This is a genomic window from Vibrio sp. EJY3 (genome assembly GCF_000241385.1).
Lineage (GTDB): Bacteria > Pseudomonadota > Gammaproteobacteria > Enterobacterales > Vibrionaceae > Vibrio > Vibrio natriegens.
This window is the reverse complement of sequence record NC_016613.1, coordinates 1,614,534-1,637,893: the sequence shown is the minus strand read 5'-3', so window position 1 is coordinate 1,637,893 and position 23,360 is coordinate 1,614,534. Positions and strand designations below refer to the sequence as shown.

General features: G+C 44.6%; 22 protein-coding genes. 8 read left to right on the top strand and 14 right to left on the bottom strand.

From position 1 onward, the window contains the following. The first annotated feature begins 157 nt into the window (after positions 1-157). Positions 158-1,105, top strand: coding sequence for a universal stress protein UspE (gene uspE, locus VEJY3_RS07460; RefSeq protein WP_014231833.1), 948 nt, complete (start codon positions 158-160; stop codon positions 1,103-1,105). Positions 1,106-1,217: 112 nt separating this feature from the next. On the opposite strand, the gene ttcA is transcribed toward uspE, so the two are convergent. The 3 genes from ttcA to VEJY3_RS07445 form a co-directional block, all read right to left on the bottom strand. Continuing rightward, positions 1,218-2,111 (bottom strand): tRNA 2-thiocytidine(32) synthetase TtcA, encoded by an 894-nt coding sequence (gene ttcA / locus VEJY3_RS07455; RefSeq protein WP_014231832.1) that lies wholly within the window; start codon positions 2,109-2,111, stop codon positions 1,218-1,220. A 192-nt stretch (positions 2,112-2,303) separates the two neighbouring features. After that, positions 2,304-2,963: a DUF2987 domain-containing protein gene (locus tag VEJY3_RS07450; protein WP_014231831.1), complete on the bottom strand. Its 660-nt coding sequence runs from the start codon at positions 2,961-2,963 to the stop codon at positions 2,304-2,306. 257 nt (positions 2,964-3,220) lie between these two features. Beyond that, entirely contained in the window at positions 3,221-4,021 is an 801-nt protein-coding gene (locus VEJY3_RS07445; RefSeq protein WP_014231830.1) for a hypothetical protein, read from the bottom strand. Positions 4,022-4,361: 340 nt separating this feature from the next. Here VEJY3_RS07445 and potA point away from each other — a divergent pair, with 340 nt between their 5' ends. From potA to VEJY3_RS07420, 5 genes are all read left to right on the top strand, one after another. Then, positions 4,362-5,537: a spermidine/putrescine ABC transporter ATP-binding protein PotA gene (potA, locus tag VEJY3_RS07440; protein ID WP_162470574.1), complete on the top strand. Its 1,176-nt coding sequence runs from the start codon at positions 4,362-4,364 to the stop codon at positions 5,535-5,537. After that, entirely contained in the window at positions 5,518-6,378 is an 861-nt protein-coding gene (gene potB / locus VEJY3_RS07435) for a spermidine/putrescine ABC transporter permease PotB (RefSeq protein ID WP_014231828.1), read from the top strand. The genes potA and potB overlap by 20 nt, the downstream gene beginning before the upstream one ends. After that, entirely contained in the window at positions 6,378-7,148 is a 771-nt protein-coding gene (gene potC / locus VEJY3_RS07430) for a spermidine/putrescine ABC transporter permease PotC (protein ID WP_014231827.1), read from the top strand. Before potB ends, potC begins: the two co-directional genes overlap by 1 nt. Positions 7,149-7,254: 106 nt before the next feature. Then, the gene (locus tag VEJY3_RS07425; protein ID WP_014231826.1) at positions 7,255-8,286 is read left to right on the top strand and encodes an extracellular solute-binding protein; all 1,032 of its coding nucleotides are present in this window, start codon (positions 7,255-7,257) and stop codon (positions 8,284-8,286) included. A gap of 236 nt (positions 8,287-8,522) precedes the next feature. Beyond that, positions 8,523-9,560, top strand: a complete 1,038-nt coding sequence (locus tag VEJY3_RS07420; RefSeq protein WP_014231825.1) for an extracellular solute-binding protein — start codon at positions 8,523-8,525, stop codon at positions 9,558-9,560. Positions 9,561-9,626: 66 nt separating this feature from the next. On the opposite strand, the gene cobB is transcribed toward VEJY3_RS07420, so the two are convergent. Continuing rightward, positions 9,627-10,349 (bottom strand): Sir2 family NAD+-dependent deacetylase, encoded by a 723-nt coding sequence (gene cobB, locus VEJY3_RS07415; RefSeq protein WP_014231824.1) that lies wholly within the window; start codon positions 10,347-10,349, stop codon positions 9,627-9,629. 120 nt (positions 10,350-10,469) lie between these two features. On the opposite strand from cobB, the gene VEJY3_RS25800 reads away from it, so the two are divergent. Then, entirely contained in the window at positions 10,470-10,646 is a 177-nt protein-coding gene (locus tag VEJY3_RS25800; RefSeq protein WP_014231823.1) for a hypothetical protein, read from the top strand. A 79-nt stretch (positions 10,647-10,725) separates the two neighbouring features. Here the strand turns inward: VEJY3_RS25800 and VEJY3_RS07410 are convergent, their stop codons facing one another. Both VEJY3_RS07410 and VEJY3_RS07405 read right to left on the bottom strand, forming a co-directional pair. Beyond that, positions 10,726-11,946, bottom strand: coding sequence for an ammonium transporter (locus VEJY3_RS07410; RefSeq protein ID WP_014231822.1), 1,221 nt, complete (start codon positions 11,944-11,946; stop codon positions 10,726-10,728). A 316-nt stretch (positions 11,947-12,262) separates the two neighbouring features. Next, positions 12,263-13,681, bottom strand: coding sequence for an MATE family efflux transporter (locus tag VEJY3_RS07405; protein WP_014231821.1), 1,419 nt, complete (start codon positions 13,679-13,681; stop codon positions 12,263-12,265). Between the two features lie 97 nt (positions 13,682-13,778). Here VEJY3_RS07405 and VEJY3_RS07400 point away from each other — a divergent pair, with 97 nt between their 5' ends. After that, complete coding sequence (locus tag VEJY3_RS07400; protein ID WP_041170224.1) at positions 13,779-14,696, top strand: AraC family transcriptional regulator; 918 nt, start codon at positions 13,779-13,781, stop codon at positions 14,694-14,696. Here VEJY3_RS07400 and VEJY3_RS07395 read toward each other — a convergent pair. The 8 genes from VEJY3_RS07395 to VEJY3_RS07360 form a co-directional block, all read right to left on the bottom strand. Further along, complete coding sequence (locus VEJY3_RS07395) at positions 14,657-15,271, bottom strand: sugar O-acetyltransferase (protein ID WP_014231818.1); 615 nt, start codon at positions 15,269-15,271, stop codon at positions 14,657-14,659. The two genes, VEJY3_RS07400 and VEJY3_RS07395, sit on opposite strands and share 40 nt — an antisense overlap. A 295-nt stretch (positions 15,272-15,566) precedes the next feature. Next, a complete protein-coding gene (locus VEJY3_RS07390; RefSeq protein WP_014231817.1) occupies positions 15,567-15,983 on the bottom strand; it encodes a hypothetical protein in 417 nt (138 codons plus the stop codon). Continuing rightward, positions 15,967-17,019: a formate dehydrogenase subunit gamma gene (locus VEJY3_RS07385; RefSeq protein ID WP_014231816.1), complete on the bottom strand. Its 1,053-nt coding sequence runs from the start codon at positions 17,017-17,019 to the stop codon at positions 15,967-15,969. Before VEJY3_RS07385 ends, VEJY3_RS07390 begins: the two co-directional genes overlap by 17 nt. A gap of 14 nt (positions 17,020-17,033) precedes the next feature. Continuing rightward, positions 17,034-17,642: a formate dehydrogenase FDH3 subunit beta gene (fdh3B, locus tag VEJY3_RS07380; protein WP_014231815.1), complete on the bottom strand. Its 609-nt coding sequence runs from the start codon at positions 17,640-17,642 to the stop codon at positions 17,034-17,036. 11 nt (positions 17,643-17,653) lie between these two features. Then, positions 17,654-20,509: a formate dehydrogenase subunit alpha gene (locus tag VEJY3_RS07375; protein ID WP_014231814.1), complete on the bottom strand. Its 2,856-nt coding sequence runs from the start codon at positions 20,507-20,509 to the stop codon at positions 17,654-17,656. Positions 20,510-20,519: 10 nt separating this feature from the next. Continuing rightward, positions 20,520-20,720, bottom strand: a complete 201-nt coding sequence (locus tag VEJY3_RS07370) for a transcriptional initiation protein Tat (protein ID WP_020333268.1) — start codon at positions 20,718-20,720, stop codon at positions 20,520-20,522. A 73-nt stretch (positions 20,721-20,793) separates the two neighbouring features. Next, entirely contained in the window at positions 20,794-21,420 is a 627-nt protein-coding gene (locus VEJY3_RS07365; protein ID WP_014231812.1) for a molecular chaperone, read from the bottom strand. 9 nt (positions 21,421-21,429) lie between these two features. Further along, positions 21,430-23,091: a 4Fe-4S dicluster domain-containing protein gene (locus tag VEJY3_RS07360; protein ID WP_014231811.1), complete on the bottom strand. Its 1,662-nt coding sequence runs from the start codon at positions 23,089-23,091 to the stop codon at positions 21,430-21,432. Between the last annotated feature and the right edge of the window lie 269 nt (positions 23,092-23,360).

The window sequence follows — 23,360 nt, the reverse complement described above, 5'->3', positions numbered from 1 at the left end:
TTTTAGCTGAGCCACATCATGTTTCTCGCAAAATCCCTTCAAAAGTCCTCAAAATCTTCTTCAAACTGAGCTACATTAAAAATATACAGTGAGTACTCCAATATACTGATTTACTTTATATTCAGTAATTGGTCTTGCAATAAAAGTGGGCTTAGATATGAGTATATACAGTAAGATTCTAGTTGTTGCTAACATCAATAGTGATGATCAGCCGGCACTCGCAAGAGCAGTTCAATTAGCTCAAAAAAGCGTATCAAGAAGCCGAATTACTTTCTTTTTATCCATCTATGATTTTTCCTATGACATGACTTCAATGTTATCGGTGGATGAACGAGATGCGATGCGCCGGGGCGTTATCCATCAGCGTGAGCAGTGGATGCGGAAAATTGCTCAGCCATATTTAGACGACAGCTTTGACTTTGACGTGTGTGTGGTTTGGCACAATCGCCCTTACGAAGCCATCATAGGTGAAGTGTTTGCAGGCAGTCACGATCTGTTGATCAAGGGCACTCGAAAGCATGATGTCTTAGAGTCTGTGATTTTCACACCTACAGACTGGCATTTGTTGCGCAAGTGCCCTATCCCGGTACTGCTTATCAAAAATGCGGACTGGCCGGAGCACGCTAATATTCTGGCTTCTGTTCACATTGGCTCTGAAAACGAAACGCACATTGACTTAAATGACTCGATGGTTGAACGTTTGAAAGAGATGTCCGGCCGTTTGAATGCCGAACCGTTCCTTGTTAACGCGTATCCGGTGACGCCAGCGAATATCACCATCGAGCTACCAGAATTTGATCCAACAACGTACACAGATGCCGTTCGTGGCCATCACCTAACCGCGATGAAAGCCCTTCGACAAAAACATGGGCTGAATGAAGAGCAAACCATCGTTGAGCAAGGATTGCCTGAAGATGTTATCCCTGCGGCTGCGGAGCGTTTAAATGCGGCGATGGTTATTTTGGGAACCACAGGGCGTACAGGGCTTTCAGCCGTCTTTATTGGTAATACGGCTGAGCATGTGATTGATAAGATCAACTGTGATGTTCTCGCATTGAAACCAAAAGGTTACATCAGCCCACTGGATCCAAACGAGGCGACTTAATCTAGCCATTCAATAGCTATCAAAAATCCCCCATTTAGGGGGATTTTTATTCATCGGGTACAAAACTAAAAAAGGAAGGCACTGCGGCCTTCCTTTTCTTAATTTATTTCAATCAGATGTTTGTCACATCAATGAACATAGATTCATCAATGTTCGTTGAAGAGACTACCGCTTCATTGAACTCGTACTCTTCACGGTTACCTTCGCGATCGAGTGGAAGGTTAACAAAGTCAAACAACTCTTTATCAGCCAATTGGCTTGGGCTTACGTTCTGAATTGATTTGAAAATCGCTTCGACGCGTCCAGGAGTCTTCTTATCCCATTCAATCAACATTGCTTTGATCGATTGGCGTTGCAAGTTCTCTTGAGAACCACACAAGTTACAAGGAATGATTGGGAAATCTTTGTGCTCTGCGTATTTGATTAAATCTTTTTCACGGCAGTACGTCAGTGGACGGATAACCACATTTCGACCATCATCCGATCGCAGCTTTGGAGGCATCGCCTTTAGACGCGAACCATGGAACATGTTTAGGAACATGGTTTCAACGATGTCATCCATGTGGTGACCTAAAGCAAGCTTAGTCGCACCAATTTTCTCAGCAAACGAATAAAGTGTACCGCGACGCAGACGTGAACACAGGCCACACGTCGTCTTACCTTCTGGCACTTTTTCTTTTACAACAGAGTAAGTATCCTTGTCTACGATGTAGTAAGGGATATCAAGCGTTTCGAAATACTCTGGAAGAATATGTTCTGGGAAGCCTGGCTGTTTCTGATCGAGGTTTACTGCAACCACTTCAAACTTAATTGGAGCAGCTTTTTGAAGATTCAGCAGGATATCCAGCATCGCAAATGAATCTTTACCACCACTTATACATGCCATGACAACATCACCATCTTCAATCATGTTGTATTCGGTAATGGCATTTCCAACATTTCTTCTCAGGCGTTTCTGAAGCTTGTTGAATTCAAGGGTTTCTTTTCTTGTATCTTTCTGGTTCATTGCGAGCTCTCACATCGCCGATAAAATCGACGGTAGGACTTCCTAAGGTGGTTTTCTATGGGGCGTGGATTATACGGTCTTTTTACTTAGGATTAAATATTTGTCTTAATTGAGAACGGATAAATCCAATGTTTTGTTTACCCTAAAACGAAAAAAGCCGCTGTTGCGGCTCTTCAATAAGATGGATACGGCTTATTTTGCCTTCGGTAGATAAGGCAGAACTCGCATGGTTGGCTCTGGCAGCGTCATCGTCCCATCCTCACCGATCTCGCTCAAAGCAACTTGTACTTTGCCATTTACAATTGGCTTTTCTGTTCCATTAGAGAATGAAATCGTGCTATCCAGGCCATTGCTGAATTCCATCGTCACGCCTTGCACATCAGGAGTAAACCAGCCAGCAAACATGCCGCCTAAGTCTTCTAACATACTTTGCATCTGAGGCATTAATGGCGCTAACTGTTCATAGGATACGTTACCCTGTAATGGCTCTTTCGTCATAACAACCAATGAGTAATCGCAGCGAGTGTCTATAGGAGTCTGAACGAAGACTAAAGGATTCGCCGATTTTAGGTTTTTATCGATTGGAAGCGGAAGTTCTTTGGAGGCTGGAATAACAAATTCTTCGTAGTGCTCTTCTTTTTCCATCCAGGCTTTTTCAATGTTACACAGCTGCTTAGTATCTGCGTTAACGAAAAATACGCCGACTTTTACATCGTCGTGGCCTTCCTTGTTGTTATTCTTTAACTGAGTGTAAAGCTTCGAATAGGTAAACATGTATTCTTGAGCTTGTGTTGCAGGTGCCGCTAACATTAGCGCCGCTGTACCCAGTAGACTTAGGCTTAACTTTTTCATTTGAACCGTTGATTTATTTTAGTTTGTGTCATTGTGTTCGTGCTCAATATTGGTTTGAGCAATGCTGAGCATCCTTATAACACCTTTACCGCGTTAAGTTACGTGATTAGTAACAAAACGAGAGGTTCCCCACGCAGATTCTTATTCAAGTTGAATCGTAGCTTGTGCTTCTGATAGGCCATTTCTCGTGGGTTTGGTGTTGATATAAAAATGGCGACTCTTTGTAAGCCGCCATTGATTGTCATTGAAATGATACTTTACGCATCGAAGACCTGAGATTTGCCGTCGTGATCATTATCATTGTTTTTCTCTTTCGCGACTATCTTAAGCTTTATACCAAACATCTCACGGTAAAGTATGCCCTTCATGTGGAAGAAGAATGGCAGCACCAAAATAAGCCCGATGCCGTAGAACATGGCTGCAATAATAAACATGAACATCACGCCAAGATACAGGATGGCGACGACGAAAATCTTTTTGTTTACTGCTCGTAGTGAGAGTAATAACGATTGCATAGGCGGCACGCGTTTCTCACAAATAAGTAAGATAGAGTGACTGAACGCCAGAGAAAGGTATAACGATAACGGAGCTAGAAGCATTCCCACGAGCCCTTGAAGAGTCAGACTCATTAACGTTGCCAGAATAACCGGAACTGTGAATTGTAACCCTTTACCCACGTGACGAAGTTTTGTTTTTAGCCCTGCTACGTGACTCATTGCCATTAAACTGATGCCTGCGTAAATCGGAGCGCTGATCACTTCATAGCTAAAGTTTGAGATATAAACAGCAGACACAATGTCGGTTGAAAAAGAATCTGGGTTTTGTATTGCATCCAAAATGACACTTGGGTCACCCAGTTGTAGCTGCAATGCGATATAGAAAATGCCTACCTGAACCAAAAGCAAGACGATAATCGCAGGAGAAAATGACAAAAAGTGTTGAATGGTGGCGCGCCATGCTTCGCTAAAAACCGCTCCGGCTTTCAGCTCGTAGTTGCCAGACAAAGCTCGCTCTACACTTCCTCCAAGGTTGAAATCGTTCTCAAAGTCGTTGTTCATATATTATCCAAGATTCACTTGTGAAATTTTTACTGGGATACCAGTCAATTAGTGTGTCCGACATTATAAAGAATTCTAGCCACGTCTAAAATCATAACTCGCGCTCAATTCTTGCAATATCCATTATTTGGTTGATAATTGGCCACTACAAGGTCATGAAATTGAAAACAATTGTTGCAGAGTTGTAACCCTTATAAACGCTGTTGAAATTCGGACGAATCTTTTAAAAACAGTATGGTAAGGAATGATGACTTTTGCCCGTAAAATTTTTTCTGATTCGAGACTAAAAAATGCTTTGATTTCACAATTTTGGTGATTATGATGCGCGCCTCAAAAGTGAATGGCTAAAGTCACATCAATTGGCGTAAACCCAAATTTGAACGTGGGAGAAATACAGACGTTGAACGCTAAACAGCAAGCAGGAAATCCAGTTATTCGTTTATCTGGCATTAGTAAGAGTTTTGATGGTAAGGAAATCATCAGCAATTTAAATCTGGATGTTAATCATGGTGAGTTTCTAACGATTCTTGGTCCATCAGGTTGTGGTAAAACAACCGTTTTGCGCATGGTCGCGGGCTTTGAGGCGGTAGATAACGGTCAAATTATTTTGGATAACCAAGATGTTACTCAGGTTCCTGCTGAACAACGACACGTCAACACCGTATTCCAAAGTTACGCACTATTTCCACATATGACTGTTTATGAAAACGTTGCGTTTGGTCTTCGTATGCAAAAAACGCCTGCAGCAGAGATTGAACCGCGAGTCATGGAAGCGTTACGTATGGTGCGTCTTGAAAAAATGGCTCAGCGTAAACCGCATCAACTTTCAGGTGGCCAGCAACAGCGTATTGCCATCGCTCGTGCGGTAGTGAACAAGCCAAAAGTATTGTTGCTTGATGAATCGCTTTCTGCACTGGATTACAAATTGCGTAAGCAAATGCAGATTGAGCTTAAACAATTGCAGCGCCAGCTAGGCATCACCTTTATCTTTGTGACGCACGATCAGGAAGAAGCGCTATCAATGTCAGACCGCATCATCGTAATGCGTGACGGTGTCATTGAGCAAGATGGTTCTCCACGTGAAATTTACGAAGAGCCTAAAAACCTGTTTGTTGCGCGCTTTATCGGCGAGATCAACGTATTCAATGCAACCATGTTAGAGCGTATCGATGAAAAACGCATTCGCGCTGACATTGAAGGTGTTGAGTCAGTGGTTTATTACGACGACGAAGCACAAGCTGGCGATAAACTCCAAGTTCTACTCCGCCCTGAAGACTTACGTATCGAAGAGATCAAAGAGTCGGAAGAAAAAGGCATTGTTGGTCACGTGACGGAACGTACCTATAAAGGTATGACGCTAGATTCTGTTATCGAACTCGATTCAGGCATGCGTGTAATGGTAAGCGAATTCTTTAACGAAGATGATCCTGATGTGGACCACTCACTCGGCCAGAAAGTCGCTATTACTTGGGTTGAGAGCTGGGAGGTTGTCCTCAATGATAACCAAGAAGATTAATCTTCAGAACGCAATCATTACCCTAATTGTTGGTTGGCTGACACTGTTTGTGTTGGTGCCAAACTTGATGATTATCGGTACGAGTTTCTTAACGCGTGACGAAGCGAACCTAATCGAGCTCACCTTTACATTGGATAACTACGTTCGTCTGTTGGATCCGCTGTATGCGAAAGTGCTCATGCACTCTTTCTACATGGCGATCATTGCGACGTTGTTGTGTTTAGTGATTGGTTACCCATTTGCGTATATCGTCGCGAAAATGCCAGAGAAATGGCGTCCGTTTATGCTGTTTTTGGTGATTGTACCCTTCTGGACGAACTCGTTGATCCGTACATACGGCTTAAAGATTGTTTTGGGTACTCAAGGCATTTTGAATAAGTCGCTGATGGCGATGGAAATCATCGATAAGCCACTGCGACTCATGTATACCGAAACAGCAGTCATGATTGGTCTCGTGTACATCTTGCTTCCATTTATGATTCTGCCGCTTTACTCGGCAATTGAGAAGCTGGACAACACCTACATCGAAGCTGCGAAAGATTTGGGCGCGAACAAGTTTCAGACGATTACCAAAGTTATTTTGCCTTTGACGATGCCTGGCATCATCGGTGGCTGTTTGTTGGTGCTTCTTCCTGCGCTTGGCATGTTCTATATCTCTGACCTTCTGGGCGGCGCGAAGAACCTGCTGATTGGTAACGTAATCAAGAGCCAGGTGCTGAATGCACGTGATTGGCCATTTGGTGCTGCGACCAGTATTGCGCTCACCATTGCCATGGCGATTATGCTATACGCCTACTATAGAGCAGGTAAGTTATTGAATAAGAAAGTGGAGCTAGACTAATGGGACGCACAGTTAGATTTAGCTTTATGGCACTGGTTTACGCATTTTTGTATTTGCCAATCATCGTGCTTATTGTGAACTCATTTAATGCGAATAAATTTGGCATGAAATGGGGTGGATTTACCACTAAGTGGTACGAAACCTTAATTAACAACGACAGCCTGATGCAGGCGGCGTGGCACTCGTTAAATGTTGCCGTATTTTCTGCAACAGCTGCTACTATTATTGGTAGTTTGACGGCAGTTGCCCTATTCCGCTATTCCTTTAAAGGGAAAGGCGCAGTAAACGGCATGCTGTTTGTTGTAATGATGTCACCAGACATCGTGATGGCAATTTCATTGTTGGCGCTGTTTTTAGTACTGGGTGCACAGCTTGGTTTCTTTACACTGTTGATTGCGCACATCACCTTCTGTTTACCATTTGTTGTGGTAACGGTTTATAGCCGCTTGAACGGCTTTGATGTGAAAATGTTGGAAGCAGCAAAAGACCTTGGTGCAAGTGAATGGATTATCTTGAAGAAGATCATCCTTCCCCTGGCGAAACCAGCGGTTGCAGCAGGTTGGTTATTAAGCTTTACCCTGTCTTTGGACGATGTGATCATCAGTTCGTTTGTGACAGGCCCAACCTACGAAATCTTACCATTGAAAATTTACTCAATGGTGAAAGTGGGTATTTCACCGGAAGTGAATGCCCTGGCAACGGTTATGTTGATTGTTTCTTTGGTACTTGTGGTGATTTCTCAGTTGCTTGCAAGAGAAAAAGTAAAGTAAAATCAATACCCGTTAACATCACGAAACAGAATGGTTACATGCCATTCTGTTTTTCTATCTATCGTCCAAAATAGTTTGGACAACGTTTGGTTTGGAGCTAACGTCAATGAAAAAATGGGCTACTTTATTAGCTGGTAGTGCATGTGCGCTTTCTCTGTTCTCAGGTTCAGTGGCAGCGGACGATAATGAATTGGTATTTATGAACTGGGGTCCTTACATCAACAGTAATCTCCTGGAACAATTTACCAAAGAAACTGGTATCAAAGTGATCTACTCAACTTATGAGTCGAACGAAACTTTGTATGCAAAGCTAAAAACTCATAACGAAGGTTATGACTTAGTGGTACCTTCTACTTACTTCGTAGCGAAAATGCGCGATGAAGGTATGCTACAAAAGATCGATAAATCTAAGTTGAAAAACTTCGGCAACCTTGACCAGAACTACCTGGACAAGCCATTCGATCCTAAGAATGACTACTCTATTCCTCACGTTGTTGCAATTACTGGTCTAGCTGTCAATACCGACATGTACGATCCAAACGACTTCCAAAGCTGGGCTGACCTATGGAAGCCAGAGCTTGAAGGTCAAGTGATGCTAATGGACGACACGCGTGAAGTATTCCACATTGCACTGCGTAAACTAGGTTATTCAGGTAACTCAACGGATCCAAAACAGATCGACGAAGCGTATGCAGAGCTACAAAAGCTGATGCCTAACGTGCTTCTATTTAACTCTGACAACCCAGGTGCACCATACATGTCCGGTGAAGTTGGTGTTGGCATGCTTTGGAACGGCAGCGCAGCAGCAGCTCAAAACGAAGGTCTAAACCTTAAACTGGTATTCCCGAAAGAAGGCGGTATTGGTTGGGTTGACAACTTCGCTATCTCTTCTGGTGCGAAAAACGTAGAAGCGGCGCACAAGATGATCGACTTCCTATTGCGTCCTGAAATCGCAGAGCAGATTTCTCGTGACACAGGTTACCTGACCGCAGTGAAAGCGTCGAACGAGAAGTTTAAAGACGTTGCTCCTCTGTTCCCTTCACAAGAAGACCTTGACCGTGTTGAATGGCAAGACTCTGTGGGCGATCTGACAGTGAAATACGAAGGTTACTTCCTTAAGCTAAAAGCTGGCCAGTAATCGAATTTGCCGCAGGCAAATTGACCAAAATGAAAATAGGCAGCAATGGCTGCCTATTTTTATAATTGACTGATATAATTATACCTTGCTACGTCTATTTGGTTCGACTCGTTTCATCTCAATGGAGTGAGAGGCATTGAATTTCATAGACAGAATTGTACTTAATGCAATTTGGTTCAACTTAATCATTACCGCTAGTATTGATTTGTCCAATCGCTAAACAAAACGGAAAACAAATGAAAAGTAAATTCTACGCAAGCGCTCTATGTGCAGCGACTCTGTTCGCTACTCCAGCAATAGCGGCTGATCAAGAACTCTACTTCTACAACTGGTCTGAATACATTCCAAACGAAGTTCTTGAAGACTTTACAAAAGAAACAGGAATCAAGGTGCTTTACTCGACTTACGAGTCTAACGAAAGCATGTACGCGAAGTTAAAAACACAAGGTTCTGGTTACGACTTGGTAGTACCGTCTACCTATTTCGTATCTAAAATGCGCAAAGAAGGCATGCTTCAAGAGATTGACAAAGAGAAGTTATCCCATTTTGCCGACATCGATCCTAACTTCTTAAACAAACCTTTTGATCCAAATAACAACTACTCTATCCCTTATATCTGGGGTGCGACAGGCATTGGTATCAATGCGGATATGCTGGATAAGTCATCCGTCACAAAATGGGACGACTTCTGGGATAGCAAGTGGGAAGGTCAATTAATGCTGATGGACGATTCTCGTGAAGTTTTCCATATCGCATTGACAAAACTTGGTTACTCACCAAATACGACAAACCCTGATGAAATCAAAGCTGCTTACGAAGAGCTGCAAAAATTGATGCCAAATGTGTTGGTGTTTAACTCTGATTTCCCTGCTAACCCATACCTAGCGGGTGAAGTTTCTCTTGGCATGCTGTGGAATGGTTCTGCTTACATGGCACGTGAGGAAGGCGCGAACATTGATATCATCTGGCCAGAAAAAGGCACAATCTTCTGGATGGACAGTCTTGCGATTCCTGCGGGTGCTAAAAACGTGGAAGCCGCACATAAGATGATCGACTTCCTGCTGCGTCCAGAGAATGCGGCTAAGATTGCACTGGAGATTGGTTACCCTACTCCAGTTAAGACGGCGTTTGACCTACTTCCAAAAGAATTTGTTAACGACCAAAGCATCTTCCCTCCGCAAGAAGTGATGGACAGCGGTACTTGGCAAGATGAAGTTGGTGAAGCGAGTGTGATGTACGATGAGTACTTCCAAAAGCTAAAAGTAAACAACTAATACCAGTCAAAGTATAAAGAAAAAAGCGGCCAACTAAATTGGCCGCTTTTATTGTTTTTGAAGGCTTTATTTTGCTTCTAAAGATAAAATTTCATTCACCAACTTTGGTACTTCGATACTTGCCTTGCCGTATCGTTTCTCTTCGAACTCACTTTCTATTGCACTTGGCTCCAGATTAATCTCGATAGTATGTGCGCCGTGCATTTTTGCATCGTGGACAAATCCAGCCGCAGGATACACCACACCAGATGTACCAATAGAAATAAACAAGTCAGCTTGTTCTAATGCTTCGTAAATATCACCCATGCGCAGAGGCATTTCGCCAAACCAAACAATGTGAGGGCGCATTTGGGACGGAATTTGACAACAGTGGCAAAGCTCACCAGTTTCGATATCCTCAGTGTGTTCTATCACCTGATGCGATTCGCTACAGCGGGCTTTGAGCAGTTCACCATGCATGTGGATGACATTGTGGCTTCCGCCTCTTTCATGCAAATTATCGATATTCTGCGTAATGACGGTCACTTTGCCATCCAGCTCTGCCTCAAGGCGACCTAAAGCGAGATGCGCGGCGTTTGGCTGTATCGCCTCGTCCTGTAGCTTTTTACGACGTTGATTATAAAATGCCTGAACAAGGTCGGGATCTCGCTCAAATCCTTCAGGGGTTGCCACGTCTTCAATACGGTGGTTCTCCCAAAGGCCATCTTGAGCTCGAAATGTTTGAATGCCGGACTCTGCTGAGATACCTGCCCCAGTAAGTACTACAATGTTTCTATACGGGAAATTCATAACTGATCCTTGTTGTTCTTTTTCATTAGCTTAACACTGAAACAATATCAGCTGTAGTAATATGGATTAGACAATGGTAGTAATGAACAATAATAAAATGATATTTTGAGAGGAAAAGCAATGAGACACGTATCTCTGGCTCTTGTCTTACTTACGACTCTAGCGGGCTGTCAATTGACCAATGTTGAAGGTGAAATTGATGATGTGAGAGTGAGCGTTGGTACCAATGATCATGACAGACACGATGGTCATGGTAAATTCTGCCCTCCGGGTCAGGCAAAAAAAGGAAATTGCTAGAACGTATTGAAACGCTCGTCACCGAGAAGAACAATACCTCTATAAAAAGAGCGGCGTAATGCCGCTCTTTTGCATTTTGTTAATCTTCGTTAGTTGAAGAGATTTTGTGGATAGCTAAGTCGGCACCATTAAATTCATCTTCTTCAGACAATCTAATGCCCGTAACTGCGTTAATTGCGCCATAGACAGCCAACGCACCTAATACAGCAATAGAAATACCTAATACGGTTCCCATAAGCTGAACAACAAGGCTAACACCACCTAACCCGCCTAACGCTGTTTGTCCAAAGATGCCCGCAGCAATGCCGCCCCATGCGCCACAAATGCCGTGAAGAGGCCAAACACCCAACACATCGTCAATCTTGGTTTTGTTTTGTAGATGTGTGAACAGGTAAACAAAGAGCACGCCCGCAATCGCACCCGTCACCAGCGCACCGATTGGATGCATAAGGTCAGAGCCCGCACACACGGCAACTAATCCAGCCAGAGGGCCGTTATGGATAAAGCCCGGGTCATTTTTGCCCGCGATAAGTGATGCAATAATGCCACCAACCATGGCCATCAATGAGTTCATTGCGACCAGACCGCTGATTCCAGAAATAGCTTGAGCCGACATTACGTTAAAGCCGAACCAACCCACACATAGAATCCAGGCACCAAGCGCTAAGAATGGAATGTTTGATGGTGCAAAGTTGGTATGTTTGCCTGCGCGAATACGCCCTTTACGCATACCTAAGAAAATGACGGCAACGAGAGCAATCCAGCCACCCACTCCGTGGACAACGACTGAACCTGCGAAGTCATGGAATCCATAGCCAAAACTTGCTTCAAACCAATCTTGGATACCAAAATTACCGTTCCAAATGATGCCTTCAAACAGCGGATAAACGATACCTACCGTGAAAAATGTCGCAATGAGGATAGGATAAAAACGCGCGCGCTCGGCGATTCCGCCAGAGACAATCGCTGGTATAGCGGCAGCAAACGTTAGCAAGAAAAAGAATTTAACAAGCTCATATCCATTACCTTGAGACAGTGTCTGCGCATCGGCAAAGAAAGTACCGCCATACGCGATCCAATAGCCAATAAAGAAGTAGGCTATGGCGGAAACACCAAAATCGGCCAAAATTTTAACCAACGCATTAACTTGGTTCTTTTGACGTACGGTCCCTACCTCAAGAAAAGCAAAACCTGAATGCATCAGAAATACCATGATGGCGCCAAGCAATAAAAATAAGGTGTCGGAACTTTGGGTCAGGGTTTGTACAGCTCCGTATACCTGACTTACAGTTTGAGTCATTCTCGTTACACTCCATGCAGCAATATAAATAATCGCACCAAGCAGGTGCTTAAAAAATTATCAATTCACAAAAATGGTGAATTTATTATGTTTGTACACTGCTTAGGCAAAATGTGTTCCAGACTGTTTAAACTAGCTTGCATTGTTATGCGGTCAAACATTAAGCCTATGAATAATATTAATATTTATAAATTTTAAAGAGTTTTAAGTGTAAGGTTTGGTCAATGCAGAAACGAAAAAAAGCGCACCAAATTAGTACAAATGTACCGATTTGGTGCGCACCATTAGATGGAACAATAATTAATCAATAAGGAATTTAGTTGGAGGTTACGGTTTGTTTACTGGGTTCCGGCTCAGAAAGCTCCTTTCTATCCTCAGATATTAGATTATTTAACCATTTACGTTGTAACACTCGATAGATGGCTAGCCCGGCTTTTACCACTTCTTCCGTCATAGAGATCAGATAAACCAAATACAGAGGCCATAGCCATTGCAAAGCACTAAGGTACACCAATGGAATACCTATACACCACATACAGAAAAGGTTAAATAACGCTGCAAACTTGATATCACCACCACTGCGTAATACACCAATGACTGCCACTGTATTAAACACTTTAATACACAGTGCTGATGCGAGAACGGCTAACACATAAATTGCATTTGTTAGGGTTTGTTCGTTCAGCTTAGCAAACAGCGGCACAATTTCCTCTCTCAGTAAATAAAGGACAATACCGACCAACACAGCAACGCCAGTGCCCAGCCATAAAAACACTTTTGATTGTGACCATGCCTGATGATATCGGTTTGCGCCCAACTCATGCCCGAGCATGGTCGAACACGCTAAAGCAAAGCCAAGGAAAAACGCGTATAGGCAATTTTCGAGTGGGCTCAAGAGGCTCATTATCGCCAAAGCTTCAACGCCCATTTGGCCGTAGATAAAAGCATAAACTAAAGTACCTAAAGCCCAGCCTCCATCATGCAACATCACGGGAATAGCGATGGCAGCAAACAGCCTAATGTTCTTGCGACTAAGCGCATTTTCAACATCGTTCTGTGTTGGTATCAGCCATTGTTTTTTCCTCCAGATGAGCCCCACAATACATACAGTTTGCAGAAATCGCGCGATGGTTGTTCCCCAAGCACTGCCTGCAACACCAAGCTCTGGGAACCCTAAGTTGCCAAAAATTAACAACCAATTTAGTGCAATATTCAGAGCTACTGAGATTAGGCTAATTATGGTGGGTGTTTTACTATCTCCTGTTGCGCGAAGCGCTGCTTCAATGGGCACGACCAAACACGTGAAGAACAATGATACCCCGGTTATCTGCATGTATTCCGCGCTCAGCAATACCAACGGGGCGTCTTCACTCGCCAAGTGCAAAAACAGTCTGGGATGGATGCTATAGAGCGCGATAAATGGCAACGATATCAGTGTTGCAGCCATAACGGCTTGTACAACACAACGACGGATCCCTGCTTCGTCTCCACTACCATAATACTGTGCTGCCAGTACATTCACGCCACCTGTGATTCCAAGGATCAATACCAGATTAAAATAGAAAATCCGGTTGCTGAGTCCTACCGCAGCCACTTCAGTCTCCCCGAGTTGACCGACCATCATGATATCGACCAGGCCTAATACCGCGTACAGCAACAGCTGTAACGCAAATGGTAAAGCAATGGAAAAAAGTCTGGGAAAAAAGGTGCTATCGTAAAGTGATTTTGATCTCATATCATTGCCTGCGGCCCTGAGAACGGGCTAATCAAAATAGAGAATCCCACTATAAGAAGTACGCCACTATCAGGAAATAGGATAAACTCGCATCAGGATGGGAAAAACTATCAGGGGAAGGGAAAATCAAGGTATGACAACAACATGGCGAGACTGTTTAGAAGTAGACGACGCTACCGAAGAGCGATTTATAAGCCCTGAAAATGTATTGCCGTTGGCCAAAAATGACGTGCACTTATGTGGAGTTATGAAGGCTAAGCAGCACTATCGTGTCTGCCGTACACGGCCTGGTTTTCATGTTTTTCTTTATACTATTCATGGGCAAGCGCGCTTGTTTACTCCCAATAACACACTTTCCATAGAAGCTAATACGTTAAGTCTGGTACCCGCTGATAGCATATGTGGATATGAACTGGTGGGTGATGAATGGGAATGTGCTTGGCTAAGTGTCGATAATACCAGGCAGTGGCAAACACTTTCTGGGAGTGCTCCCGAAGTGATGCACTGTGAACAAGCTTTGTCTGTTTATCACTTGATGCATTTGTTGCATCATGAACTCAAAGCCATTCACGTAAATGATGGTAGTGTAGGAAGTTGTGGCCAACTTTTGGTGGATTTGATCCGTAGATCCTTGCAGCAAAGAGCCGTCGTAGATCCAATAGAAGTAAAACTTAGACAACTGTTTAGTGAGGTTGAAAATCAGCTGCATTATCCTTGGTCTATCGAGGAGCTGGCAGCGCGAGTGCACTATTCGCCACCACACTTTCACAGAATATGTTTGAAATATTTTGAGCAGAGTCCAAAGCAGTATCTACTTGCGCTAAGAATGACCCGAGCTCGTCAACTGCTACAGGGTCAGCACCTTAGTATTAAGCAAGTAGCACATAGCCTTGGTTATTTTGATGTCAGTTATTTTTCCAATCGGTTTAAAAAACATTTTGGCGTGGCACCAGGTGCCGTGCAGCGGAATGCAAATTACAGCGAGTCAGCCTCTGCAATAGGCTCTGAGGCCTGATTGCTAAGGCTGTTGCTCTTGAAGTCAGGGGCCGATAGTTGCTTTATCACCTTGCATGGAGAGCCTACCGCTACTACGTTAGCCGGAATATCTTTGTTTACCACACTGCCCGCACCAATCACCGTGTTATCACCTATGGTTACCCCAGCCAACACAATGGCACCAGCACCAATCCAAACTCGGTTACCAATATGAATCGGCTCGCCGCAAGAGATAGGAGCAACCCGGTTTTCAGCCAATATAGGATGGCCAGCGGCACATAACTGAACTCTTGGTCCTATCAGCACATTGTCACCAATATGCACCTCGGCAATATCGGTTACCACTAAGCCATAGTTAACAAATCCACCTTGACCGAAAAAGATTTTTTCACCTAAATCACAGTGGAATGGTGGCACAATTTCATTGTTGTGATAACGGCCGAGCAACTGACCGAATAGTTGATGGCGTTTTTCTTTTTCCCTGGGATGAGTGTGATTAATCTGCCACAGTAGATCCTGTGCTTTATCAACTCTCGCCTGAAATGATGCGTTATATGGTTCTAACGTACTGAAATCATCCACTGTTGTGTGCATAACAACCTCCCTTGATACGACAAGAACTAGCTCAACTAGCCAACGTTTTTATTATAAGTAGAATCAAACGGACTGACTGTTGGATAAACTCGCATGACTTTGCAGGAAACTATCATTCTAGCGTTAAAAAGAAGTTTAACGTGAATGTTGGTTGGCAACAGTTTGAGTTAACCGTAGTGATATTTTCATCGTACTGTTGGGAGTGGGATAAGGTTTAGAATGAAATGAAAATCTTCACACTGATTTATAATATTAGCGTCATTCCTACTCTTAATAAGAATGACGCTAAGCAGACCTACAAGTTAGGACCTGTAGAAGGTCTGTGCGGCTTGTTATTACGTAATTGATGCATGCCTTGAAGCATCCGCCACAGCCACACGCCTATCGCTACAACGGCGAACACACTGCCAATGTATGGAATAACATACGCGATATTATCTAGCATTGTGCTACGCACCCAATAGTCACTGACCCCTTTTAACACACCATTTGTGGTGGCAACGGTCACGATTAAGACAACAAAGAACGTGAGGTACAGGAAGAAAGTACGAATTAGCCCGTAGTAATGCGAGATAACCACATCACTGTCTTCGCCTTTGTCCAAACGATAACCAGCATAAATAATAGCGACAACGCCTGAGATCAAAAACGTAAACGGGGTAAAACAACTCAGGATGTACGCAACCCAAATCCCGTTATGATGTTTGTTCATTCGCTTTCGCTCCTTTATCTGTTGCTTTAACCTCGTCTGATTCTCCCATTGCCTCTTGAGATTTGACTTCTTCGTACCAGAGATCGTGGTGCTCTTTCGCCCATGTTTCGTCAACCTCACCCGTTACCATGCCTTCCAGTGCGCCTTCCATACCGAACAAGCCGATATAGATGTGGAAAACAAAGCCACAGATAAGAATGAGCGCCGATACTGCGTGAATCAGGTTAGACAACTCCATATCACGGCGAGTTTGATCAAAGATAGGGAAATCCAAAACCAGACCACTTGCTGCAGCTATAGCACCAACAAAAATGAGCAACCAGTAAACCGCTTTCTCACCACCGTTTGAGAAACCTGCTGATGGATGAGTGCCTTTGTGTTTACCAACCATCCCGCCCATTTTCATGAACCAACGTACGTCTGTCATGTTCGGGATCGATTTACGCCACCATTTCAGCAGAATTAACATCAGCAAGATAAAGAACAACGGCCCCATGTAGTTGTGGTATTGCTTCGCCAGCATAACGATGAAACCCCAGAACTCACTAGGGACGTAAGGTTTCAAGAAGTGTTTGCCGTAAACAAGCATCAACCCACTGAACGCCAGGGTTAAAAAGGTAAACGCCATGCTCCAGTGCAGTGCACGATCGAGTCGAGACCAGCGCTTAATCTTTTTGCCTGTACGAGGCTTACTTAGCATCAGAGGCCCGACAAAGACATAAGCCAATACAACCATCGCGATACTACCGAAAATAGCGATAGCACCGGCTGGAGACATCCACTTTTCTTTCAGGATGTACCAGGTTTCGCCCGGCTTACTGATTAGCACGCCATGCTCAGGTGATTGAGACGTGGTGTAACCTGACTCACCCTGCCTGATCTGACGCCAATAATCCGCCCCTGCGAGTTGTGTCATTTCCTGCTGCACGACTTTGGAAGATTGCTCTTCTGCGGACGCTGGCATAGCAAAAGTCAGCAGTAATGCTGTCATGGCTGACAGCATTACCAGAGACGCACGTTTTAGAGTGTTTAACATGTGTCTCTCCTTACTTAGCTTTTTGTTGCGTCGTAAGAAAGATCATTTCCGTCTGTCCAACCTGCATTCTTAGCGCCGCGCTCTACAACACGCTGACGGAAAATATCAGATACTTTCTCTGCATCACCGGCCAACAATGCTTTCGTTGAACATAATGACGCACACATCGGCAGTTTGCCTTCTGCAATACGGTTCGCACCATATTTCTGACGTTCTTCAACCGAACCAGGTTCTGTCTCGGGACCGCCAGCACAGAAGGTACATTTGTCCATTTTGCCACGCTCACCAAATGCTTCTTGTTTTGGGAACTGAGGCGCACCAAACGGACATGCAAACAGACAGTAACCACAACCGATACACAGATCTTTGTTGTGAAGTACGATGCCATCTTCTGTGTGCTCAAAGCAGTCTGCAGGACACACCGCCATACAAGGCGCGTCGGTACAGTGCATACAAGCGACAGAAATCGAGTTTTCACCTGCCTCGCCGTCATTAAGTGTTACGACGCGGCGGCGCTGAATACCCCATTCGAGCGCATCGTCATTTTCGTTCTTACATGCAGTAACACAGCCGTTACACTCGATACAGCGTTTGGTGTCACATAGGAATTTCATTCGTGCCATTGTCGGACTCCTTACGCTTTACGAATGTTACATAGGGTTACTTTGGTTTCCTGCATCAGGGTAACCGGATCGTAACCGTAGGTGGTTGCTGTGTTGGCAGACTCACCGCTTACATACGGTTGTGTACCTTCAGGATATTTAGGGCGAAGATCTTCACCTTCAAACTCACCACCAAAGTGGAACGGAATAAATGCCAGTCCCGGTTTCACACGACGAGTGACCATCGCTTTCACCTTGATTCGGCCTTTCTCCGCACCTTCAACCCAAACATCATCACCATCTTTAAAGCCAAGATCGTTAGCGTCTTTCGGGTTTACTTCTACGAACATTTCTTGCTGAAGCTCCGCCAACCACGGGTTTGAACGAGTTTCATCACCGCCGCCTTCGTATTCAACCAAGCGACCAGAAGTCAGAACAATCGGGTACTCGCCAGATTTGTCTTGGTCCTGAATCGATTTATATAACGTTGGAACACGGAAAATCGCGTCTTTGTCTTCCCAGGTTGGGTAATCCGTTACAAGGTCACGTCTAGGTGTATAGAGCGGTTCACGGTGCAACGGTACGCGGTCTGGGAATGTCCAAACAATCGCACGCGCTTTTGCGTTACCAAATGGGATACAACCGTGCGCGATAGCAACACGCTGAATACCGCCAGACAGGTCGGTTTTCCAGTTTTTACCTTCTGCTGCGACTTTCTCTTCAGCTGTCAGGTCATCCCACCATCCTAGTTGTTTTAGCAACTTGTCGGTAAATTCCGGATAACCATCTTTGATCTCACTGCCTTTCGAGTAGCTGTCTTCAGCTAGCAGGTTTTTACCTTCAAATTCCACACCAAAGCGTGTACGGAAGTTACCACCACCTTCGGCAACGGTTTTAGAAGTATCGTAAAGGATATGAGTGCCCGGGTGCCCCATCTCTGGCGTACCCCAACATGGCCAAGGTAGACCGTAGGTTTCACCATTAATTGGTCCGCCCTCTGCTTCAAGCGTGGTTTTATGGAATGTGTGCCAGTTTTGTTGGTGCGCTTTTAGACGCTCCGGACTCTGACCTGTGTAACCGATGGTCCACATACCTTTGTTGAATTCACGAGTCAGGTCTTCAATCAAAGGCTGGTTATTTTCTACACGAATGTTTTTGAAAAGCAGATCGTCGAAGCCAAGCTTTTTCGACAACAGGTACATGATTTCGTGGTCAGGCTTTGACTCAAACAAAGGCTCAACAACTTGATCGCGCCACTGCAAAGAGCGGTTAGAAGCCGTAACACTGCCGTAAGTTTCGAATTGGGTAGTCGCAGGAAGCAGGTAAACACCATCAGTGCGATCGTTCATTACCGCCGCTACGGTTGGGTATGGGTCAACGATGACCATCATATCCAGTTTCTGCATCGCCTTCTTCATCTCAACACCACGTGTTTGAGAGTTTACAGCGTGTCCCCAGTAGAACATGGCGCGAATGTTTTCTCGCTGACGAATGTTGTCTTTGTCTTCTAACACACCATCGATCCAACGCGATACCGGAATACCAGCACTGTGCATTGGTTTTTGACCGCCATACTCGTTGTCATCAAAACGGGCTTTGATCCACTCGTAATCGATGTCCCAAACTTTTGACCAGTGACGCCAAGACCCTTCAGAAAGGCCATAATAGCCTGGTAGTGTATCGGCTAGGACACCAAGGTCTGTTGCGCCCTGAACGTTATCGTGACCACGGAAAATGTTGGCACCGCCGCCTGATTTACCAATGTTACCAAGCGCAAGCTCTAGTACACAGTAAGCGCGAGTGTTGTTGTTACCTGTGGTGTGCTGAGTACCACCCATACACCATACAACACAGCCCGGACGGTTTTCAGATAGTAGTTTTGCAGTCTGGTAAACGTCTTCTTCGCTTACGCCTGATACGCGTTCAACTTCTGCTGGTGTCCATTTTGCGACTTCAGCACGGATTTCATCCATACCAAATACACGCTGACGGATAAATTCTTTATCTTCCCATTGGTTTTCAAACACGTGCCACAATACACCCCAAATGAAAGCGACGTCTGAACCTGGGCGAAGAGATACATAGTGATCGGATTTTGCAGCAGTACGAGTACGACGAGGATCGGCCACTACGATCTTACAGTTGTTTTTCTCTTTGGCGATCAGAATGTGTTGCATCGCAACTGGGTGTGCTTCTGCAGGGTTAGAGCCAATGAACAGCATAGACTTACAGTTATGCATGTCATTGAAAGAGTTCGTCATTGCACCGTAGCCCCAGGTGTTTGCTACCCCTGCTACCGTGGTTGAGTGACAAATACGCGCTTGGTGGTCAACGTTATTGGTACCCCAAAGCGATGCCATTTTACGGAATAGGTACGCTTGTTCGTTGCTGTGCTTTGCACTGCCTAAGAAGTAAACAGAGTCTGGGCCGGATTCTTTACGGATATCCAATACCTTGGTGCCGATTTCTTCAATTGCTTCGTCCCAAGACAGCTTTTTCCACTTACCGTTTTCAAGCTTCATTGGGTATTTTAGGCGACGTTCACCATGGCCATGTTCACGCAGCGCAGCCCCTTTCGCACAGTGTCCACCAGCGTTAAATGGGTGATCAAAAGCAGGTTCCTGACCGGTCCAAACTCCATTTTGAACTTCAGCGTAAATACCACAGCCTACCGAACAGTGAGAACAGATGGTGCGTTTCACTTCTGTTTTCGCTTCTGGGTCGACAGTTTTCGCTTCCGCTTTTTTCATCATGCCCGGAGCAAACAGACTTGCACCGACAACAGCGCCACCAGCAGCAAATGAGGTGTTTTTCATAAATGCACGGCGCGAAATGCCAAGTTGGTTCGTTTCTTTGCTCACACTGTCGGAGCGTTTGACAAGTTTCATCTCTTACCTCCTAAAGTGTGTCGTAGTAATCACGAATGTGTTGAGTTTCACGGTACCCTTTCTTCTTTACGTCTTTTTCAGAAGACTCAACGGTTTCCGACGCGTTTGCCACTTTCGTGGTTCCTGCGACGACGGCACCAGCAACGGCAGCGGTTGTGAAGCCTTTCAATAGCTCCCTGCGGCTTGAGTTTATTTCTTTATTATCTTTCATCATTGCTTCCTTACCTTCCGGTAGATCTTTGGAGGATCATGCCTCTCTATCGATATGACTTTGTACTGCTTGATTACTCATAATCAGTGACGTTTTTCACATCAATTTTTAATTTGGCTTTACTGCTCTTTGTATTCTCGCTAAATCGAACCTGTTCAAGCGTTAGAAACGCGTTGCAAAGCTGAGCGGCTGGTTTATAAAAGTTTGCACTTTCTGCATTTTCTAACTGGCGAGTGAATGCGCTAAACCAAGGGGCGAGATGTTTGTTAAACACGGCTTGTTGCAAGCCCTCTTCTTCGTCAGTCAGCATGGCCATGACTTCACAAAGTGCTGAAATGTGATCTTCGGGTTCTTTCACGTTTTCAGCGCGCTCTATGCCCAGTAAATCTAAATCGTGACGAATATCCGCTAGCGGCTTTTCCATCATTGAGCCTGTGCGGTGCCACGATCCAAATGGAACGACTTCACCACGACCAATACCGATAAAGAGATCTTGATATTCATCTTCAAGCGTTTCTCGTTCCGCTTTTTCAGCCGCTAGCTGAAGCGCAATCCATGCTTGCTGCATTGCACTTGCCGAAGGTTCCACTTCCAGAGACTTAAGAAACTCAAGCATCTCTTCTGTTGGCGCACTGCGAAAAAGCGCAGATAAAATCAGGTATATTTCTGTTCTCAGTGTTTGTTCTTGCTGTTTTTCCACTGTGAGCTCCTAATACTTGAGTTGTTTCATTGGATCAGAGGCCATCGACTCAAACATATCGACCACGCGGCAGTCTTCACACATGGCGATACGGTTAATTGCGGCTTCATCAGTAAAATGAGAATGTCCACGTAGCTTGTTTTGCAACATGTCGATCATGGATTGAGGTGCGAAAGGTTTGTGGCAACGAAGACACTCAGCCGCTTTCTCTTGGTGAATGACGACTGCTTTCTGACGTTCTTCTTTCACCCAGTTCATGCGAGGCGTTAGCGTAAGTACATTTTCTGGACACGCTTTTTCACATAAGCCACATTGAACACAATCTTGTTCAACAAATTTAAGAGACGGAGACTGACCATCGGTATGCAGTGCGCGAGTCGGACACACAGCGACACAGCTCATGCATAAGGTACAATCTTTACTTTCACAAGAAACCGAGCCATAAGGCGCATTACCTGGTAATTCAACGGTATTATCGACAGGAATACGCGAGGCAGATAACGCATCTAGCGCGGTAAACAGGCGCTGACGTTTATTGCCTTGTAGTTCTCCTACCGCTAAATCGAAGGAATCTGTACACAATGTCGGTGCGCCTTCACGCAGAGATTCCAAATACAAGATATCGATGGTTTCTTTTGCAATGCCAAGTTGATCAAGCAATTCATGTGCTATACCGACTTCACTATTAAGTACGCGCAAAATGGTTGGCGGCATAAAACGTGAAGCAGCAAACAGAACCTGAGTCGCTCCGTTCACAAGCGCTGCAAACCAAGTATCAATACCAACAGATGGCAACTCTTCAACCACAATAGGAATGACATTATCTGGAAGCGCTTTTAAAGCCATGACGTTGTAGGTTTCATGGCGTGAACTACAAATCAGTACGATAGGATCAACGCCACCTGCTTTTTCGTAATTCGCTAACGTACGTTCGATGAACTTTTGCGTATCTTCTGGATTTGGGAGTGCGTAATGAATCGCTTCTGTAGGACATGCGGTTGCACAAGTCCCGACACCCTGACACAGGTATGGGTTAATCTCGATACGATGTCCTGTTTTAGGACTACCCTCACTGGATAGTGCGCCTGCTGGACAGGCATCAACACAACGCTCACAACCTTTTACGCCTCGAGAACTGTGCGCGCACAAGTCGGTATCTAAACGGAAAAACTTCGGTTTATCAAACGTCCCCATTAACGTCGGGATTTCTTCCAGCGCTTCTGCGAGTTTCGGATAGCCGCGACCGACTGGATAATAACCCGGAGCTGGCACTTCCTCAGACATACAGCTGTTAAGGCAAAGATCGAGAACGACGTCGAAACAATCTGTATTAATCGCTACTTTAGCGAGATTGTTTGTCGAACCATTGTTTTCAATAATTACTTCAAATGTACCCAGGAAGCCAGACACCTGAACAGAGTTCGCATAATAAAGCGCACTGTGAGTTCCCTTTTCTCCGTCAGTAGACAGCAACGTAAGGCTGTTCATTTGTGATAATTGAGCTGCGGCACTTTCAATGATCGCCGTCGGACCGACAATTAAAGTGTTACCGCCACTTTCGTAGCTCACCGTCGGTGGGATCAGGTTTGTCAACTCGATGGTATTTTCAAAAGCATATAGCCTTGCTTTACCGTTACTGGAAGTCGTTTGTTCTAATAGTTGTTTCAACATTGCTCGTTTCCATTTATCAACATGGATAATCTTCCATCTTTCATTGTAGTTAGCGCGGTAGATTCTGCTGATTAACTTATAATTAAGCTGTTTTGTATGGAGCATCAGAGCCCATAGCAAAATTCAGAAAACCGATAGCGTTACAAGAAGATTGGTAATACCACTCAATTAGCAAGCGTCATGCCAATTTTAATATTCAACATATTCAATGAGTTACTTTATTTCTAGCTGATTTTATCTAATAAAAAAGCCGGATGAGACAATATGTC